At 34.8% G+C, this 17,517-nt stretch carries 17 protein-coding genes and 1 pseudogene; 5 read left to right on the plus strand and 13 right to left on the minus strand.

The features are described 5' to 3' along the window. Window positions 1-11: 11 nt before the first annotated feature. Genes AC5LXV_RS01835 through AC5LXV_RS01850 form a run of 4 tightly spaced genes read left to right on the plus strand, consistent with a single transcriptional unit; the run spans window position 12 to window position 5,297 of the window. Window positions 12-1,025, plus strand: a complete 1,014-nt coding sequence (locus tag AC5LXV_RS01835) for a PhoH family protein (RefSeq protein WP_110434925.1) — start codon at window positions 12-14, stop codon at window positions 1,023-1,025. Window positions 1,026-1,054: 29 nt separating this feature from the next. Continuing rightward, the gene (gene mrdA / locus AC5LXV_RS01840; protein WP_493452730.1) at window positions 1,055-2,992 is read left to right on the plus strand and encodes a penicillin-binding protein 2; all 1,938 of its coding nucleotides are present in this window, start codon (window positions 1,055-1,057) and stop codon (window positions 2,990-2,992) included. 2 nt (window positions 2,993-2,994) lie between these two features. Beyond that, complete coding sequence (gene mrdB, locus AC5LXV_RS01845) at window positions 2,995-4,101, plus strand: peptidoglycan glycosyltransferase MrdB (protein ID WP_110434923.1); 1,107 nt, start codon at window positions 2,995-2,997, stop codon at window positions 4,099-4,101. Window positions 4,102-4,115: 14 nt separating this feature from the next. Then, complete coding sequence (locus tag AC5LXV_RS01850; RefSeq protein WP_493467232.1) at window positions 4,116-5,297, plus strand: serine hydrolase; 1,182 nt, start codon at window positions 4,116-4,118, stop codon at window positions 5,295-5,297. 320 nt (window positions 5,298-5,617) lie between these two features. On the opposite strand, the gene fliR is transcribed toward AC5LXV_RS01850, so the two are convergent. From fliR to fliF, 13 genes and pseudogenes are all read right to left on the minus strand, one after another. Beyond that, window positions 5,618-6,421 (minus strand): flagellar biosynthetic protein FliR, encoded by an 804-nt coding sequence (gene fliR / locus AC5LXV_RS01855; RefSeq protein ID WP_493452701.1) that lies wholly within the window; start codon window positions 6,419-6,421, stop codon window positions 5,618-5,620. A gap of 5 nt (window positions 6,422-6,426) precedes the next feature. Then, window positions 6,427-6,696 carry a flagellar biosynthesis protein FliQ gene (gene fliQ, locus AC5LXV_RS01860; RefSeq protein ID WP_110434920.1) on the minus strand — a complete coding sequence of 90 codons (270 nt, stop codon included), beginning with the start codon at window positions 6,694-6,696 and terminating at the stop codon, window positions 6,427-6,429. A 23-nt stretch (window positions 6,697-6,719) separates the two neighbouring features. Continuing rightward, a complete protein-coding gene (gene fliP, locus AC5LXV_RS01865) occupies window positions 6,720-7,460 on the minus strand; it encodes a flagellar type III secretion system pore protein FliP (protein WP_110434919.1) in 741 nt (246 codons plus the stop codon). Between the two features lie 2 nt (window positions 7,461-7,462). Continuing rightward, entirely contained in the window at window positions 7,463-7,870 is a 408-nt protein-coding gene (gene fliO / locus AC5LXV_RS01870; protein WP_110434918.1) for a flagellar biosynthetic protein FliO, read from the minus strand. Between the two features lie 24 nt (window positions 7,871-7,894). Next, window positions 7,895-8,158 (minus strand): annotated as a pseudogene (gene fliN, locus AC5LXV_RS01875) (flagellar motor switch protein FliN); the annotation flags it as partial. A 109-nt stretch (window positions 8,159-8,267) separates the two neighbouring features. Beyond that, window positions 8,268-9,305 (minus strand): flagellar motor switch protein FliM, encoded by a 1,038-nt coding sequence (gene fliM / locus AC5LXV_RS01880; RefSeq protein WP_110434916.1) that lies wholly within the window; start codon window positions 9,303-9,305, stop codon window positions 8,268-8,270. A gap of 5 nt (window positions 9,306-9,310) precedes the next feature. Further along, window positions 9,311-9,778, minus strand: coding sequence for a flagellar basal body-associated FliL family protein (locus tag AC5LXV_RS01885; protein WP_034883540.1), 468 nt, complete (start codon window positions 9,776-9,778; stop codon window positions 9,311-9,313). Between the two features lie 182 nt (window positions 9,779-9,960). Further along, the gene (locus AC5LXV_RS01890) at window positions 9,961-11,694 is read right to left on the minus strand and encodes a flagellar hook-length control protein FliK (RefSeq protein ID WP_493467233.1); all 1,734 of its coding nucleotides are present in this window, start codon (window positions 11,692-11,694) and stop codon (window positions 9,961-9,963) included. Continuing rightward, window positions 11,684-12,148: a flagellar export protein FliJ gene (gene fliJ / locus AC5LXV_RS01895; RefSeq protein ID WP_110434914.1), complete on the minus strand. Its 465-nt coding sequence runs from the start codon at window positions 12,146-12,148 to the stop codon at window positions 11,684-11,686. Before fliJ ends, AC5LXV_RS01890 begins: the two co-directional genes overlap by 11 nt. 17 nt (window positions 12,149-12,165) lie before the next feature. Beyond that, window positions 12,166-13,542: a flagellar protein export ATPase FliI gene (fliI, locus tag AC5LXV_RS01900; protein ID WP_110434913.1), complete on the minus strand. Its 1,377-nt coding sequence runs from the start codon at window positions 13,540-13,542 to the stop codon at window positions 12,166-12,168. Then, window positions 13,532-14,284 carry a FliH/SctL family protein gene (locus AC5LXV_RS01905; protein WP_493467234.1) on the minus strand — a complete coding sequence of 251 codons (753 nt, stop codon included), beginning with the start codon at window positions 14,282-14,284 and terminating at the stop codon, window positions 13,532-13,534. Before AC5LXV_RS01905 ends, fliI begins: the two co-directional genes overlap by 11 nt. After that, a complete protein-coding gene (gene fliG / locus AC5LXV_RS01910; RefSeq protein WP_110434911.1) occupies window positions 14,277-15,275 on the minus strand; it encodes a flagellar motor switch protein FliG in 999 nt (332 codons plus the stop codon). Before fliG ends, AC5LXV_RS01905 begins: the two co-directional genes overlap by 8 nt. Beyond that, complete coding sequence (gene fliF, locus AC5LXV_RS01915; RefSeq protein ID WP_493467235.1) at window positions 15,275-16,978, minus strand: flagellar basal-body MS-ring/collar protein FliF; 1,704 nt, start codon at window positions 16,976-16,978, stop codon at window positions 15,275-15,277. Before fliF ends, fliG begins: the two co-directional genes overlap by 1 nt. A 178-nt stretch (window positions 16,979-17,156) precedes the next feature. Between fliF and fliE the strand changes: the two genes are divergently transcribed. Beyond that, window positions 17,157-17,456, plus strand: a complete 300-nt coding sequence (gene fliE / locus AC5LXV_RS01920) for a flagellar hook-basal body complex protein FliE (protein WP_493460633.1) — start codon at window positions 17,157-17,159, stop codon at window positions 17,454-17,456. Window positions 17,457-17,517 lie beyond the last annotated feature (61 nt).

Genomic DNA, 17,517 nt, shown 5'->3' on the forward strand with positions numbered 1-17,517 from the left:
AGGACATAACATTGAATATTACGACATATGAAACAATGCTTGAACCAGCAGATAATCAGCGGCTTAATAGTCTTTGTGGTCCTTATGATGACAATATCAAACAACTTGAACGCCGATTGGGTATTGAAATAAATCATCGTGGTAATCTATTTGCTATTACTGGTGATGCTATTTGTGCGAAAGCGACAGCAGAAATTTTACAATCGCTTTATAAACAAACTAAAGTAAAAGATAAGATTATCGATATTGAGCCAGAACAGATTCATTTAATAATCAAAGAATCAGGTGTACTAGAAAAAGTTAGCGAGCACTTACCTTCGTATGTTGATCTGTATGGCAGTAAACAAGTGATGATAAAGACTAAGCGTGGTGTGATAAAACCACGCACCCCTAATCAAGCACAATATATTGCCCATGTATTAGATTATGATATTTCGTTTGGTATTGGTCCTGCTGGTACGGGTAAAACGTATTTAGCTGTTGCTGCTGCAGTTGATGCACTGGAAAAGCAACAAATTCGTCGAATCGTATTAACTCGCCCTGCGGTAGAGGCAGGTGAAAAACTTGGTTTTTTACCCGGTGATTTAAGTCAGAAAGTTGATCCTTACTTACGTCCACTTTACGATGCATTATTTGAAATGCTTGGTTTTGAAAAAGTCGAAAAACTGATTGAAAAAAGTGTTATTGAGGTTGCTCCATTAGCCTATATGCGTGGGCGAACTCTTAATGATGCCTTTATTATTCTTGATGAAAGCCAAAATACCACTATAGAACAAATGAAGATGTTTTTGACCCGCATTGGTTTTAACTCTAAAGCCGTAATCACTGGGGATATAACCCAAATTGATTTACCGCGTCATCAAAAGTCGGGATTACGTCACGCGATAGAAGTGTTAAGCGAGGTTGATGATATTAGTTTTAATTTTTTCAAGAGCGAAGATGTGGTTCGTCATCCTGTGGTGGCTAGAATTGTTAATGCTTATGAAAAATGGGAGCAACAAGAACACAAGCACCAGCAGTCATAAACAGAATTTAGAGGAGCTAGATTATCTCTATTTCAGGTAAAAATCTAAAAGGCAATATTCGCGATCACTCAGCAGAAACAAACTTATTTCTGCGTAGAGCACTGTTTGCGTTTGTGGTAATAATTCTATTAATTTTTGTATTATTAGCCAATTTAGCTGATTTACAAATTTTAAACTTTAGTTATTACAGTACTAAATCAAACAATAATCGTATTGAAATTATCCCAATTCCGCCTAGTCGCGGTATGATTTATGATCGTAATGGCACGCCATTGGCGATAAATAATATTACTTATCAACTTAATATAGTTCCTGATAAAACTAAAAACCTTAATGAACAGTTTGAACAGTTAAAAAAAATTGTTGATTTAACCGATGAAGATATCGAAAATTTTCAAAAGGAACGACGAAATTATCGAGCTCATCGTCCAGTACCACTCAAAGAAAATTTAACTGATAAGCAGATTGCCCGTTTTATTGTTGATCAGCATCGTTTCCCATTTGTATCCATTGTTAAAATTCAACATCGATATTATCCATACGGTGCTTCGCTCACTCATATTCTTGGTTATATATCGAAAATAAACGCTCAAGATAAGCAACGCCTAGAGGAACAAAATAAAGCCAGTAATTATGTGGCCACATTTAATATTGGTAAAATGGGGATTGAAAGATATTACGAAGATGTTTTACATGGTACTGCTGGTAATGAAAAGGTTGAAGTAAATAGCCGAGGTCGTATTGTACGTTTACTTGAGCAACATCCACCACAAGCGGGTGAAGATATTTATTTATCTATTAACCTTAAATTACAACTCTATATAGAATCGCTGCTCGCCGGTCGTAAAGCGTCAGTGGTGGCCATTGACCCTAATAATGGTGAAGTGTTGGCAATGGTTTCGACGCCAAGCTATGACTCAAATGATTTTGTTGGTGGAATTTCAAGTAAGAAATATAACGAGTTACTAAATGATCCAAGTAAACCGCTGTTTAATCGCGCCTTACTCGGTGCCTATCCACCTGCTTCAACAGTCAAACCGTTTATTTCAATAGCGGCATTAACTGAAGGTGTTGTTTCACCAAAAAGCGTAATTAATGATCCGGGTTGGTGGCAACTGCCAGGTACAGAAAGGCGTTACCGAGACTGGTTAAAATGGGGACATGGTCGTGTCGATGTATTAAGAGCAATTGAAGAATCCGTTGATACTTATTTTTACCAAGTTGCTTATGATATGGGCATAGATCGTTTAAATTTATGGATGAAAAAATTTGGTTATGGTGAGCGAACTGGCATCGATATTTCTCCTAATGAAGAGTCACGTGCTGTTATGCCAAGTCGCGAATGGAAAATGAAACGCCATAAAAAATCGTGGTTACAAGGTGATACTATTCCAGTTGGTATTGGTCAAGGTTATTGGACAGCAACGCCAATGCAAATGGTTAAAGCATTGTCTATAATGATAAATAATGGTAAAACTTTTACGCCACACTTTTTATTATATAAAAAGAGTGACATTATTAATACCAATCAAAACCAACCAAAAATTGAACCATCAAAATATGTGGAAAACAACAGTCTTATTAATATTAATCCAGCCTATTGGGCATTAGCAAAAGAAGGTATGCATCGCGTTATGTTTGGTTCACATGGTACTGCACGAAAAATTTATGCTGATGCTAAATATCAAGCTGCAGGTAAGTCTGGTACAGCTCAAGTTTATGGATTAAAAGAGAACGAAACCTATAATGCCAATCACATACCTGAACATTTACGTGATCATGCTTTATTTATTGCTTATGCACCTTATGATAAACCGAAAATAGCGTTGGCCATTGTTTTAGAAAACGGCGGCGGAGGTAGCTCCAACGGTGGTGCGGTTGCGCGTAAGATACTTGATTATTATCTGGAAGGTGATAATTCAGCAGAATTAAAAGATGACTCACCGAATATAGGACATGAAGATTAATTATGAGTAATATTAAGAGATCTTTTTGGCAAAAGATACATATTGATCCACTTTTTTGCTTATTTATCACCTTACTTCTTGGTTATAGTCTTTATATATTATGGAGCGCTAGTGGTCAAAGTATTGATATGATGCAAAAGCGGGTGATCCAAATAGTACTTGGTTTTTTTGCAATGATTGTCTTTGCTCAGTTTTCACCAAGAACCTATGAAAAGTGGGCGCCTTATCTCTATGTTGTTTGTATTATTATATTGTTATTGGTTGATATTTTTGGTTATACCAGTAAAGGGGCTCAGCGTTGGTTAGATTTAGGTGTTATTCGCTTTCAACCTTCAGAAATAGCTAAAATAGCTGTGCCTTTAATGGTGGCTAAATTTATTCATCGTGATGGTTGTCCACCACCGCTAAAAACTACCGTACAAACATTAGCTATTATTGGTGTACCATCGCTGTTGGTAGCAATGCAACCTGATTTGGGAACTGCTATTTTAATTATCATGTCGGGTATTTTTATTATCTTTTTGGCAGGAATTAATTGGCGATTTATTCTTTTTGCCTTGATATTGATCGCGATATTTTTACCGATTATGTGGTTCTACTTAATGCATGATTATCAACGTGAACGGGTTTTAACATTATTTAATCCTGAGCGTGATCCTAATGGTACAGGTTATCATATTCTCCAGTCTAAAACGGCAATTGGATCTGGTGGAATATGGGGTAAAGGTTGGCTGCAAGGTACGCAATCACAGTTAGAATTTTTACCAGAAAGACATACCGATTTTATTTTTTCAGTTATCGCAGAAGAATTTGGATTTATTGGTTCTATTATTTTGTTAGTCTTGTTTTTATGCTTAATTATACGTGGATTAATTATTGCTTCACGGGCACAAACGACCTTTGGGCGAATACTTTCTGGTGGCTTAATTTTAGTCTTTTTTGTCTACGTATTTATTAATATCGGTATGGTCAGTGGCATCTTACCAGTTGTTGGTGTACCATTACCATTAATAAGTTATGGTGGCTCATCATTAGTCGTTTTAATGGCAAGTTTTGGCATTATGATGTCTATTCACACACATCGATACATGTTATCTAAAAACATTTAACGGAATTTTTATCAATGAAAAAGAAATTTAAATTATCTTTTGGGTTATTGTCGCTCGCAATATGTTCTTCAGCCTCGGCGGAAATGATTTTTCCTATTCCTGCTATTCCACAATTAAATGCTGAAGCATATATCTTAATGGATGCCAAGTCTGGTGAAATCTTAGCGCAATACAATGCTGAACAACAGCGTGACCCAGCAAGCTTAACTAAAATGATGACCAGTTATGTTGTTGGTCAAGCTTTAGAATCCGGCAGAATTAAAAATGATGATATGGTTCTAGTTAGTAAAGATGCATGGGCAACAGGCAACCCAGCATTAAAAGGCTCGTCTTTAATGTTTTTAGAAGTTGGTAAAACTGTTCGGGTGTCAGATTTAAACAAAGGTATCATTATCCAATCAGGTAATGATGCGTGTATTGCTATGGCAGAGCATGTTGCTGGTAGCCAAGGTGCATTCGTTAATTTAATGAATGAATATGCAAAAAAAATTGGCTTACAGCACACCCATTTTGAAACTGTACATGGTCTTGATGCGCCAGGTCAATATACAACTGCCAAAGATATGGCATTATTAGGTCAAGCTTTAATTCGTGACTTACCAACAGAATATGCTATTTATAAAGAAAAAGAATTTACCTATAATCTTTCTAAACCACAATTGAATCGTAATGGTTTACTATGGGATACCTCGTTAAATGTCGATGGCATTAAAACCGGGCATACTCAAGCGGCTGGTTATAATCTTGTAGCATCAGCAGTGGATGGCAACACCCGTTTAATTTCAGCGGTATTGGGCGGTCGAACATTTAAAGGTCGTGAAGAAGAAAGTAAAAAATTACTTACTTGGGGATTTCGCTTCTTTGAAACGGCAAATCCAGTAAAACCGAATGATCCATTAGTGAATAAGTCAGTTTGGTATGGTGATCAAAATGAAGTTAAACTCGGTTCCATCAATGGCGCATATATCACGGTGCCAAAAGGCCGTGCAGCGGATGTGAAAGTGCAATACAGCATTGATGATTATATTTATGCACCAATTAGCAAAGGTACGACGGTTGGTAAAATCCAATTTTTATTAGATGATAAAGTTATCAATGAACAACCTTTAGTTGCACTGGAAAATGTTGACGAAACCGGATTCTTCGGCGGTATTTGGGATTGGATAAAATTACAATTCCATAAATTTTTTAATTAATTTGTTTTTTATAGCCGCTGTTTATCTTTTATTTGTGCAGCGGTTTTTCATTACTTGCTATAAGTAAATACTAACTAGATAACATTTGAATTACTGCTATTTTTGCCGTTAAAGAAAATGTTTCCTCTCCTCAACATTTTGCTAATAAATTGTATGATTTGCAACAAACATTAAGAATCAGATAAATTCGTTGATGCCACAAAAATAGAGGTATGAAGATTAAGCGATATTGCTAAATTATTAGTCAATCTATCTTTGTTGACTTTCTTTTCACTATATTTTGCCAAAAAAATTATAGATAGTCGTTAAGGTTTATCGACCTAGGGAGAAGGTTCACCAAGATAGAGCAAAATTCGCGACATTGAGGAAAAGATCTCTTCTAAAATTAATTCTACAAATGAAGGTAACACAGAAAATAAATAGGTTAACATTATTAACCCACATAATAATGTCAGTGGAAAACCGACCACAAAAATTGATAGCTGTGGTGTGATTCGATTTAATAAACCTAACGACAGGTTAATAATAAGTAATAGCGTCAGTAAAGGTAATGCCAACATAACACCGTTATTGAATAATAGACTTGTGGTTTCTATTAAAGCTAAATAGCCGTTTTCTTTTAACGGTGAAACACCAATAGGAATTATGCTAAAACTATTAGCTAAACCATAGATTAACCATAAATGGCCATCTAAACTTAAAAATACCAATAGGGCAGTAATATTAATTAAACGTGATAATACTGAGGTAGAAGGTCCGCCAACAGGATCATAAACCGTCGCCATGCCTAACCCCATTTGCATACCAATTAGTTCACCGGAAAACCTAACTGTCATAAAGGTGATTTGTATGGAATAACCAATTATGATGCCAATCATAATTTGTTGTCCAATGACCCAGATGCCCATTAGTGAATAAATGGTAAGATTATCGTCTAACTCTGGTAAAGGTAAAACAATCACAATCAGTATTGCTAAACCTATTTTGACACGGTTTGGTACTTCTCTTTCACCAGTAATAGGTGCGACCATAATTAAAGCTAAAATGCGGACAAAAGGAAGAAAACTTGATCTAACCCAAGAAAAATAATCAATATTCAAAAAATCCTGAATAGCTAAATCCATTGAAATTAACTTGTTAAGTTGGGTATATTCGTAATGACAAGGCTAATATAGTCGATCATTGTGGTTAGCATCGATGGACCTAAAATAATTAATACCACGATGACAGCTAAAATTTTTGGGATAAAAGTTAAGGTCATTTCATTAATTTGTGTTGCAGCTTGTAGTAAACTGACAATTAATCCTGTAATCAATGCCGCTAATAATAAAGGACCTGCTATTGATCCGGCAACTTTGATAGCTTGCATGGCGAAATGGCTAATAAATTCAGATTGCATATCGATCCCCTACTTTATCTTTGCTAACTAAAAAAGCTTTGAGCTAATGAACCTAACAATAGGTGCCAACCATCAGCTAATACAAACAGCATAATTTTAAAGGGTAGTGATACCGTTGCGGGTGGTACCATCATCATACCTAATGCCATTAAGGTACTAGCAACAACTAAATCAATTACCAAGAATGGAATAAAAAGCGTAAAACCAATTTGAAAGGCGGTTTTTAATTCACTTGCTACAAAAGCAGGAACTAAAATTCGCAGAGGGATTTCTTCTCGAGTTTGAATCTCAGAAGCATGAGACATATTTACAAATAATGCTAAATCACTTTCACGAGTCTGAGTTAGCATAAATTCGCGAAGCGGTTTAGTTGCCTCTTCTAGCCCTTCTTGCATAGTAATTTTTTGTTCTGAATAAGGAATATACGCGTTTTGATATATTTTATCTAGTGTTGGTGACATAATAAAAAATGTCATAAATAGCGCTATACCTAAAATTAATTGATTAGGTGGTGCTGATTGGGTGCCAAGTGCGCTACGTAATAACCCTAATACAATAATGATACGAGTAAAACTCGTCATTAATAACAGAATAATTGGGATAAAAGTCAGTAAAGTTAAAAAAACTAAGGTTTCAACAGGTAATGACCAATTTTGCCCATCTTGATTACCTGTTTGAGTAACAATCGTTAACGGTGATAATCCTGCGAAACTATATTGGCTAACAAACAATAAGCTTAGCAAAATAATATGTTTTAACCGCACGATTAGTTACTCCTTTTTGTCGCATTTAATACTGACTGCAATATCTGATTAAATGATTTGTTTTTTGATGTTTGCTCAACACCATTAGGTTCTGCTAATAACATTTCGGTACGTTCTTCATTTATAGTATGTAGTAATGTCATTTGCTGAGCAGTAACCCCAACAACCAGTAATTGATGGTCAACATAAACCAGAAGAATACGCTCTTTAGCACTTATATTGTATGTTGCTTTAACATCAATGAATTGCTTGGAAGACTTTCTCCAACCTGATCGTTTTAATATCCATCCTAAAAAAAAGATAACAGCAATAACACAAAAAAATGCCGAACCAATCTGACTATACAGACCTGATTCTATCGAAAAAGATGATAAGGTCTGAACATTGTTGGTTAAGGCAGGCTCTGTCATGGTTATCTCAACAATTATTTGTTTTTAACGGCTTAATCTACGTACGCGCTCAGATGGAGTCATAATATCGGTAATTCGTACCCCATAATTATCACCAACCACAACGATTTCACCTTGGGCAATTAAGTAACCATTAATAAGAATATCTAAAGGTTCGCCAGCTAAGCCATCTAAGGCAATAACTGAACCTTGTGTTAAATTTAATAAATCTTTAATGGTCATTTTGGTTCGACCAAGTTCAACACTTAGATTAACAGGAATATCTAAAATAAGATTGATATCTTGTTTTTTTATATCTGTTGGTTGCGGTGAAAGAGTTTCGAAAATAGCCTCTTTAGTTACTGACTCTTCATTAGCTACATTACTTGGTTGATTATCATCACCATTGTTTGGAATATCATTCATTGAACACTCCTTCATTCAATTGTTCTATAACTGGGTTGCTTATCTGTTCTACTTGGATTGCATATTGTCTGTTCACACTACCGTAATGACCTTTTAATACCGGAACACCACCAATGGTGACATCAAGGCTAGTTGGTTTTTCGATATCCAAAATATCGTTTACCTTTAAGGCCAATAATTTGGCAACTGTTGTTTGAATATTAGCAAAGTTAGCTACTAGCTCAACAGTTGATTGCTTAATACCGCTAGTCAGTGAACTCATCCAGACGTTATCATCTTGGCTAGTTTGATTTTCGCTCGGTGGCTTAATTAAAAGCTCTTTGATTGGCTCAATCATTGTATAAGGAATACAAATATAAAAATTGGCTTTAATGTTGCCAATTTCAACTAAAAATGTAGAGATTAATATAACATCATCGGGTGAACTGGTAATATTAGTAAATCTGCTTTCTACTTCTGAACGAATGTATTCTGTTTCAATATTGTAGACATCAATCCAAGAATTTTGGTAAGTAGTTAAGGCAAGATTTAACACTCGTCTAATGATTTCTTGTTCGGTGTGTGTATATTCTCGTTCTTTTTTATAAACATTAGATATATGTCCATCCCCACCAAAAAGTGTATCAACGACAATAAAAACCAATTCTGGTGAAAATGAAAATAAGCAACTTCCTCGTAAAGGGTTTAGATGAACTAAATTTAAATGATTGAGTGCCGAAACACTTGAAAACTCTTTAAACGTTTTCGATTCAATATGCGATGTAATAACATCGGTATTACGGCGTAATAAGTTAAATAATCCAATTCTAAACTGACGTGCAAAGCGTTCATTAATAATTTCTAACGCGGGTAATCGTTCAGGAATAAAGTTATGTTTAACTGATATATCATAAGGTTTAACTTCAGTCCGTTTACTTTGCGGTGAACGATAATTCTGCTCTGCATCATTGTTTATGCTTGCTGAATTTTCCTGTGAATACTCTGTTGAAGGTTCACTTATATCGGTATTAGATTGAAGATCATCAGACATGATAACTACCTTACAATAAAATCAGTAAATAAAACTTCATCAACTTGTACTGAACGTCTTGTATCATATTGGCGAGATAACGCCGCTTTTATCTGCTCTTGTAATTCAAGTTTGCCTGATTCTGTCTTTAAATTATTGATATACTGTTTAGAAGTTAACAGTAATACATTACTTCTTACTTCAGGTAGATAATCTAATAATATGTTCTTTTGTTCTTTATCAGCAACGCGTAACACAATACCAACATAAAGAATTTTATTGGTTTCTAAATTGTCTTCAGAAGGAGGTAGTGAAATTGTGAACGGTTTTAATGTTAAAAATACTGGTGACAACACTTCAGGCTCTAATTGGGCATTAGCCATATTTCTAGCTTGACTTTGTAACCATAAATAACCAGCGAAACCTGTTGCTACTAGCGTATTTAAAATAAGTATCACATTTAAAACACTTACTTTTTTATTTGTAGTTTCCATATTTATTATTGTCTCAATGAAATTTAACGAAATGTTTATAACTATCTAAATAATCAAAAAATTACTAAAATAATAAATCATGCTTTAATAATTAATTTGAAGAATAGGCAGTAAAAACATTACCTATTCAACCTTTTTGATATTTAGCTATCCAAATCTAATTCTCTCTTAAATACTATTATTTAGGCAAAAATACTTAATCCTGATTGAGTAACATTTGAACGATGTTCAGGTTTAGGTAAAGATTGATTTTTTTCATTTAATAACTGTTCTGTTTTAAATTGTTGTTCTTGTTTATATGGTGAAGACTGTTTGGAATCATTCATCATTGAAGAATCACTGATATCGGTCTGTTGTAATGTAATACCGTGTTCTTCCAATGAAGCTCTTAATTGTGGTAAAGCTGATTCTAAAACGTTTTTAACCATATTATGAGCAACAGCCATATGCAAGTTCATCTTGTCATCAATGATTGCTAATTTAATATGTAGTGAACCAAGTTCTTCCGGATGTAATTTTATTTCGGCATTTTGAATACCTTGACGGCAAATTAAACTAATTTTTTCATTTAATGCGGTTTGCCATTTAGTAATATCCATCGGCATCGGTAAATTTAAGTCTAATGTTGTCTGTTTTTCAACTAGTGGTGTTGGCGTTGTTGATAGATTTTGACCATTTACCGCTGTTACTAATTCTGGTTCTTGGTTACTATTATTGATTTTGTTTTGTATAACTTGGTTTTCAAAAATTGAAGTTGAGGTAGATAATAGATTTTGACTATCTGGCTCTTGATTAGCATCGGCACTTTTACTATCAGTAGATTGTTTTTCAAAAAGCGATGCTGATGCAGGTAATAGATTTTGATTACTTTCCGCTGTTACTAATTCTGGTTTTTGGTTACTATTGGCAATATTGCTATCAACCAACGTTGCCGATGTTTGGCTATTTTCTGGAGCAACTAATGCAGGATCTTGGTTAGTATTAGCAATATTGCTATCAACAAGCGTTGCCGATGATGTGGATAATGGCGATGGTGTTTGACCATTTCCGGCTGTTGCTAATACCGATTTCTGATTGTTATTAGCGCTATTGCTATCAAAAAGTTGCTTTTCAGTAATCGGTGTTGATGTGGATAATTGATTTTGATTACTTCCTGCTGTCACTAATGTTGGTTCTTGGTTGGTATTAGCGATATTGCTATCAAAAAGTTGCTTTTCAGCAATTGGCGTTGATGTAGATAATAGATTTTGGCTATTTCCTGATGCTACTAATGCTATTTCTTGATTAGAATTAATGATTTTGTTATCAGCAAGATTGTTGGCAACGGTTTGTTGTAAATTGTTAAAGCTATTACTGCTTTGAGTCTTAGTAAGGTTGCTGTTTGGTAAAGTTTGATCTGCTTTTGCCGATTCAACTAAATTGATATTTTTTGAGGTCTTATGCTGATCATTTGCTTTGTTGATAAATTGTTCACTATTATTGATAGAAGTAAGGATCTCTGCCGCTTTTTGATCGATACTGGTTGGTTGTTTTACATTATTGGCAAGCTTGGCATCAAGAAGTAAATCATCAGCCTTAGTATTTCCTTTTAACAATGGTTTACTTTCATCTATCTGTTCAATAGTCTGTCTATTAGTGATAGATATTGTCGATTCTTGATCGGCTTGCAAATTAAGTGGTGATGCAAACAGCATGAATAATTCATCACTATTATTGCTATCTTCTTCTCTATTTAGCTTCTCTTTGAGTAAGTTTAAATTGATTAGTTTTTTATTGTCACTTAAATCTTGCTGTTTTTCAGTGAATTGTAACAATTGTCGAAAAAAATCGTCTTCAATAACAGATAACTCGCTGTCGTTAAATTCCAACGGCTGAGATGATATTAATGGTATATCGCTAAGTTTATTAATATTCATTCAAAATTCTCCTTGTTAACTGCTGTTGTGCAAATTCATCTGTTAATTTTTGTTGTAGACGACTTTGTTGTAACATTTGTTTTTTATCTTGTTTATCTAATAATGTGGTATAGGTCTTGAGGCTTTTTTGTGATTTATTAAGCTCATTAGTAATCTGTTTTTGTTTAATGTCTAAAGTTAATAATAGCTTTTTCTGTTGTGCTATTCCTAGCTCTATTGCCGAAAGAAACGAATTAAAATTACTTAGTTCCGCTCCTTTAATACCTTTTGATAAAGCGTCATTCAGGCGTTGTTGGTATTCTTCATAATAATCATTTAAAACATTAAGCTGTGATTGAGCATTACATTTGTTGTCGTGCGCATATTTTAATTTTATCAATTTGTCATCGACTGATTTTTCAGCTAACTTTTTTAATGTTAAAAAGGCAAATTTACTATTATATTGATTGTTCATTATTCTTTCCTAATTTGTCAGTTTGAATCTACAATACTGACTAATTGTTGATAAGCCTCTTGATAACTACAATGCTCATAAATACCTTGCTGTAAAAATTGCTGCATAGCAGGATAAAGTGATATGGCTTTATCTAATATAGGATCGGTTCCTGGTATATAAGCACCAACGTTAATTAAATCACGATTTCGTTGGAAGCTTGAAAATAGTTGTTTAAATACCCGTGATTTTTTTTCATCTTCTGGTTTAGTGAGATCTGTCATCACTCGGCTGATTGACGCTTCAATATCAATAGCAGGATAATGGCCTGATTCGGCAAGTGAACGGGATAAGACAATATGACCGTCAAGGATCGCTCTGGCAGAATCAGCAATTGGATCTTGTTGATCATCACCTTCGGTTAACACGGTATAAAAAGCGGTAATAGCACCTTTACCTTTTGCATCATTACCGGCCCTTTCAACTAATGCTGGTAATTTGGCAAATACCGATGGTGGATAACCTTTAGTTGCTGGTGGTTCGCCGATTGCTAAGGCTATTTCACGTTGTGCCATGGCGTATCGAGTTAAGGAATCCATGATGAGTAAGACATTAAATCCTTGATCACGAAAATTTTCAGCGATTTTCGTGGCGTATGCTGCACCTTGTAAACGTAATAATGGCGATACATCGGCTGGTGCAGCAACAACGACTGAGCGTGCTAAACCTTCTTCACCTAAAATATTTTCAATAAAATCCTTTACTTCTCGGCCTCGTTCACCGATTAAACCAACCACTATTATATCGGCTTTGGTATATCGAGCCATCATGCCGAGCAAAACACTTTTACCCACACCAGAACCAGCAAAGAGTCCCATTCGCTGACCTTGCCCAACAGTTAATAAAGCATTAATTGCACGAATACCAACATCAAGAATTTGATGAATAGGAGCTCTTGTTAGTGGGTTGAGTGATTTATTGATTAAACCTTCATATTCAATATTTTCAGGTAGTGGTTTGCCATCGAGAGGTTTTCCCATTGCATCAACAATTCGACCTAATAAACCGATACCTAAAGGTAAAACTTTGTGGCTAAAATGAGTTAAATCGTATCGTGATGTGTAAACTCTAGCATCTAATAATATGCCGTCGGTAGACTCAAATGGCATCAAATATAAAGTTTTTCCTTTAAAACCAATTACTTCACACTCAACAGCTTGGATGGTTCCATCTAATTGTCGTTCAACAAAACAGTTGGATCCTAATGGTAATTTTAGACCAACGGCTTCTAAAACTAGGCCTGAAGCTTTAACTAATCGACCATATTGGCGAATCAATGATGCAGATTGTAATTTCTGTTTCGCACTTTCAATTTTAGTTGCCCATTGTGTACAAAATTCCACTTTAATGCTCATCTCCATGCACACTATCTGAAATGATTTGCCAGTGAGTAGTTACACTGGCGTCGATTTCATTAGTTTGGGTAAATATTCTGCAACCACCCAATTCAATATTAGCATCGGCAATAAACTGCCATTCATTTTGTTGCAATTGCTCATCTATCAGTGGTTCAAGCCATAAAAAATCTTTTGGATTTACTTTTACCACAATCGGTGGATTAACAACAGTGTTTTGTTCAATTAATGATTTTATGGTATGCATTAATTGTCTTTGCTCAACTTCGGATAGCGAACCAATCGTCTTTTGGGCGGCGATTAAAGCTAAATCAAACAGTTTTGGTACAATTTTTTCATCAATTTGATTAATAGATTGTTGAAAACTATCTGCTAACCTTTTGATTATATCTAAAGTTTTTAATTTTTCTTCGGTTAGTTGTTGCTCTATTTTTTCACGACCTTCCTGTTGACCAATTTCTAACCCTTGTTCGTAGCCAGTTTGTTTGCCCGCACTGAAGCCTTCTTGATAGGCTTCTTCTCTTACTTGTTGTTTAATATTTTCTAATTCTAGCACTATTTCAGGGCTATTAATATCAATAGCATCATCAGCCTCCTCTTGCATTTCTGCTTCAGGCTGATGCTCGCTCTCTTCCAACTCTTCCGTTTTTTGTTGGTTAGTTGATGATGCTGGTTGTTCGGTTAGCGCTAAATCTTGGAAGTGTAGCGGTTTCCAACTTGATGAATTATTTTGGTTATACATATTCTTCATCATCATTACTTAGTATTATCTCACCTGTTTCAGCTAAACGACGAGCAATTTCCAAAATTTTCTTCTGTTCAGATTCAACTTGTGATAAGCGTACAGGCGGTCTGTTTTGTAAATCTTCGCGCAATATCGACGCAGCACGTTGTGACATATTTGATAATATTTTTTCGCGTAATGGCTCTGTCGCACCCTTCATAGCAATGATTAAAGTTTCATTATCCACTTCTTTGATGAGACGTTGGATACTCTTATCATCAACATCAACCAGATTTTCAAACAAGAACATTTCATCAATAATTTTTTGTGAAAGTTCATCGTCATATTCACGTATCGCATTGATAACAAGTCCTTCTTGCTGCGATTTCATTAGATTAATGATTTCTGCTGCGGTGCGGATGCCACCCATATTGTTAAGCTTCACATTTTGTCCATGTAGTAAGGTTGATAATGATGTTGATAACACTTCTAATGCAGAAGGTTCTACCCCACCAAAGGTTGCAATACGTACCATTACGTCATTGCGTAAATCGTCATCAAATAGATTTAAAATATCAGCAGCTAATTCACGGTTCAAGTGAACTAATATAGTAGCAATAATTTGCGGATGTTCTTTCTCGATTAAATCAACAGCTTGAGCTGCTTCTACATAATTGAGCATTTTTAAACCATCTGTGGTATCTTCAATATTATTACCTAACAGTTCATCGAGTATATGACTAGCTTTTTCTGTGCCAAGTGATTTTTCAAGGATTGTTCGCAAATAACTGTTAGTGTCAGTATTTAATACAGCGCAATCATCAAGCGCGGTTTGACACTCATTAAGAATATTTTTAAGTTGTTCTTGAGTTAATTGTGGTAACCCCATCATGGCACTACTAATTTGTTGTACCTCTTTCTGATTTAAATATTGCATTACTTTTGCAGCTAACTCTTCACCTAAGATCATTAAAATTGTCGCTGCTTTTTGAGATTCAGTTAAACTCATTACTTGGTGTCCTTCTTATTCATCCAACCACGTATAATTAATGCCATTACGCGAGGATCTTTTTCGACAATTTTTCGAATGTATTGCTGTTGTTGCATATTATCTTCAAGAATTTTCTGTTGTAGTTTACTGTGAGCTTTATAATCAAGCTTATCTTCAGTTATTATTGGACTATCAACTGAGGTGTTATCAGTTTTAATAAGGTATTGTCTTTGGATTTTGAGCCATACCGAACGTAACACTTTACGCCATGCCAACCAAATAATGAAAATTAAAGTCAGATATTTTATTAGTGTTTTCAAAAAGTCGAAAACTTCATGTGATTGGAAAAATGGGGTTTTGTCGCTATCATCAATTTGATCAGTGAATTTCATATTAGCTACCGTTAATGAATCTCCACGCGAGTCAGAAAAGCCCATTGCTTGACGGGCAAGCGCTTCAATATGCGTTAGTTCTTTTTCATTTAATTTTACCCATTGATCGGTTGGGTAATTTTCGCTTTCTGAATTTTCTTCATTTAAAGATTCGGCTTCATCGGCTGTGATAAATTTATAATTAACTAAAACAGCTACTGATAAACGCTTGATACGTCCTTCTGGTATTTTGCTGTGAACAACTTGGCGATTAACTTCAAAATTCAATGTACTATTCGACTGTGAATGATACATTTTTTGTTTGCCGTCTTTATCATTTGCCGCTTCTCCATCAATTGGAGCACTTGGCGTCGGCACTGGTTGATTAGATAAAGCGCCTGGCACACCGCCTATAGTACCACTAGAAGCTATCTCTTGGTTCTGCACTTGTTGTTTACTGCGAATAGTCTGATGGGCTTCATCACTATTAGGATCATAGATTTCAGATGTTGATTCTTGGCGACTAAAATCAATCTCAGCATTGACTTGAACCTTAACATTCTGTTTACCTAAAATCGGTATAATAATTTTTTCTACTCGTTCACGGATTGAATTTTCAATACGTTCGCTGTACTCAAGTTGAGCAACATTAACAATAGCGTCACGGTATTTTTCACCCGTTAATAAATTACCGTTTTGATCGATGATAGTCACTTTATCCGCTTGTAGTTCCGGTACACTGCTCGAAACTAAATGAATAATGGCATCAATTTGGCCTTGTGATAAACTACGACCTGGTAATAACGTTAATGCGACTGATGCGGAAGGGAATTTTCTCTCTCTAACGAATAAAGAGGGTTTTGGCATTGCCAAATGGACTCTGGCATCATCAACACTACTGATGATTGAAATCGTTCTAGATAGTTCGCCTTCTAATGCTCGTTGATAGTTGATTTGTTCATTGAACTGACTCATCCCAAAACTTTCTTTGTCGAGTAGTTCAAAACCGATAGAGCCACCTTTTGGTAAGCCCATTTGAGCAACGCGTAGGCGAGTATCATAAATTTTATTTTCTGGAACTAAGATGGCAGTGCCTGAAGATGAAAATTTATAAGGAATATTCATCTTATCAAGTTGGCTAATAATTTCACCGCCATCTTTCTCATTTAAATTACTAAATAAGACACCATAATTATCGCTTTTAAGCCATAAATAGGCAATACTACTTATAGCAATTAAAACTACCCCTATAATAAGGAGAAGCATTTTTTGATTTTGTTTTAATTGATTGATAAACGGTAACTTATTCAATATTGATTCGCCTTTGTTACCCTCAGTCTGGCTATCCATATGTTTCCCAATTCTAAACAGGTTAGATTAATTCTATGGTTTATTATCTGTGTATTTAAAAAAATCAATAGCTAAAAAAGCACACTCTTTACCCTTTAGTTATCGCTTTTAGATTATTATCTTTATGATAATTTAGCTGCTAATCTGATTAAGAAGAATAAAAGTGAACTTTGTTATTATGAATAGTATCGAGGCTTTTAACCCTGCAATATTAACCAATCTAGGTTTTTCAGCAGAACAACCAATAAACGACAAATATAGTTTTGTTGCTGAATTAAAAATGGCATTAGATAAAATAAGTCAAACACAAATAGAGGCTAGTAAGCAAGCTAGAGCTTTTGAAATGGGAGAACCGAATATCTCATTGAATGAAGTTATGGTTAGTATGCAAAAGTCTTCTGTTTCTTTACAATTTGGTGTTCAAGTTCGTAATAAACTAGTGGCAGCATATCAAGAAATCATGAATATGAATGTTTAGATCTTTATTCGATTGGTAACGTTCAAGTTAATCGATAGTGTTTAGATTTAAATAGTATCAT

The sequence above is a fragment of the Gilliamella sp. LMG 34359 genome, from assembly GCF_984569085.1.

Excerpts from the sequence above, each read along its gene's own strand:
- fliR (WP_493452701.1), bottom strand. The coding sequence starts at position 6,421 with ATGGATTTAGCTATTCAGGATTTTTTGAATATTGATTATTTTTCTTGG.
- fliI (WP_110434913.1), bottom strand. The coding sequence starts at position 13,542 with ATGAGCATTAAAGTGGAATTTTGTACACAATGGGCAACTAAAATTGAA.
- fliQ (WP_110434920.1), bottom strand. The coding sequence starts at position 6,696 with ATGCAATCTGAATTTATTAGCCATTTCGCCATGCAAGCTATCAAAGTT.
- AC5LXV_RS01885 (WP_034883540.1), bottom strand. The coding sequence starts at position 9,778 with ATGGAAACTACAAATAAAAAAGTAAGTGTTTTAAATGTGATACTTATT.
- AC5LXV_RS01890 (WP_493467233.1), bottom strand. The coding sequence starts at position 11,694 with ATGAATATTAATAAACTTAGCGATATACCATTAATATCATCTCAGCCG.
- fliE (WP_493460633.1), top strand. The coding sequence starts at position 17,157 with ATGAATAGTATCGAGGCTTTTAACCCTGCAATATTAACCAATCTAGGT.
- fliM (WP_110434916.1), bottom strand. The coding sequence starts at position 9,305 with ATGTCTGATGATCTTCAATCTAATACCGATATAAGTGAACCTTCAACA.
- fliG (WP_110434911.1), bottom strand. The coding sequence starts at position 15,275 with ATGAGTTTAACTGAATCTCAAAAAGCAGCGACAATTTTAATGATCTTA.
- mrdB (WP_110434923.1), top strand. The coding sequence starts at position 2,995 with ATGAGTAATATTAAGAGATCTTTTTGGCAAAAGATACATATTGATCCA.
- AC5LXV_RS01905 (WP_493467234.1), bottom strand. The coding sequence starts at position 14,284 with ATGTATAACCAAAATAATTCATCAAGTTGGAAACCGCTACACTTCCAA.
- fliO (WP_110434918.1), bottom strand. The coding sequence starts at position 7,870 with ATGACAGAGCCTGCCTTAACCAACAATGTTCAGACCTTATCATCTTTT.
- AC5LXV_RS01850 (WP_493467232.1), top strand. The coding sequence starts at position 4,116 with ATGAAAAAGAAATTTAAATTATCTTTTGGGTTATTGTCGCTCGCAATA.
- fliJ (WP_110434914.1), bottom strand. The coding sequence starts at position 12,148 with ATGAACAATCAATATAATAGTAAATTTGCCTTTTTAACATTAAAAAAG.
- fliF (WP_493467235.1), bottom strand. The coding sequence starts at position 16,978 with ATGGATAGCCAGACTGAGGGTAACAAAGGCGAATCAATATTGAATAAG.